This window comes from Bathymodiolus platifrons methanotrophic gill symbiont, assembly GCF_002189065.1.
Classification (GTDB): domain Bacteria; phylum Pseudomonadota; class Gammaproteobacteria; order Methylococcales; family Methylomonadaceae; genus Methyloprofundus.
The window spans coordinates 1-1092 of sequence record NZ_BDMN01000598.1 but is presented as its reverse complement, the minus strand read 5'-3'; the positions used below and the strand labels follow the sequence as shown (position 1 = coordinate 1092).

2 protein-coding genes are annotated in these 1092 nt (G+C 43.0%); both read left to right on the top strand.

Annotation, left to right across the window (positions count from 1 at the left end; all coding sequences use genetic code 11):
- Positions 1-720: ArdC family protein (locus CDZ78_RS22510; protein WP_087871636.1), on the top strand; the 720-nt coding region annotated here is incomplete at its 5' end.
- Positions 721-773: 53 nt separating this feature from the next.
- Positions 774-1031: a hypothetical protein gene (locus CDZ78_RS20835; protein ID WP_087871635.1), complete on the top strand. Its 258-nt coding sequence runs from the start codon at positions 774-776 to the stop codon at positions 1029-1031.
- The last annotated feature ends 61 nt before the right edge of the window (positions 1032-1092 follow it).

Sequence of the window (1092 nt, the reverse complement as noted above, 5' to 3'; positions counted from 1 at the left end):
ACCTTTAAAAAAACCGAAACGGACGAAAATACAGGCGAAGAGATAGAACAAAATATCCCTTTTATGAAGGGCTACACAGTTTTTAATGTTGAACAAATCGAGGGGCTACCAGAAAAATATTATGAACTGGCAAAAGAACCAGAGATTACGCCAGAGCAGCGCATCGGAGAAATAGAGCAATTCTTTTTGAATACAGGCGCAGACATTCAAGAAGGTGGAAACCGTGCCTATTATGCCATTGGAAACGATCATATACAGATGCCGCCCTTTGTGGCCTTTGAAGATGCCGAGGGCTATTATTCAACCCTAGCACATGAAACAACGCACTGGACACGCCACCCTAGCCGCCTAGATCGGGATTTAGGCCGTAAAAAATGGGGTGATGAAGGTTATGCAATGGAGGAATTAGTCGCAGAGCTTGGAAGTGCTTATATTGGTGCTGATATTGGTTTAGTGCCAGACGTGCGCGAAGAAAACGCGGCTTATATTGCTAATTGGCTGGAAGTTCTTAAAAATGATAAACGGGCTATTTTTACAGCAGCAGCCCACGCACAAAGAGCCGCCGAATTACTGCATAGTTATCAAGAAAACCCGCAGCCAAGGCCAGAAGTAAAAGAAGAGCTTGAAGAAGTGGCAGAGTTTGATGAACAACAAGCCCCGCAGGATGAAAAGCCAGCTATTGAAGATATGCACCAGCTTGATATATTTGAACCAATGTAGAAAATTGGCGGGGGCAAGCCCCCGCCCCACTAAATTAACGGAAAGCTGAAACTATGGAAAAATTTACAATTACACCGAACGGGATAAATCACAATAGCAAACCGGCTTTTGTGGCTAACTGGTTTAATGGTGACATTACCCCGCCACAAGGCGAGCGAGAAAGCTTTTATTATGAAGGCAGCGGAGAGAATGACAGCTTATTGATTTTTAAAATTGAATGGCAGGACGAAGAGCCAAGCCAAGAACAATTTAATAGTTTAATGGATGAATCTATAACCGCACTTGATAACTGGATAGCTGAAAGGTTTTAAAAGAATAAAACATCCCTGTTTTTAGACAATTAAAACACGGGCATCCATGCCCTACCCTACG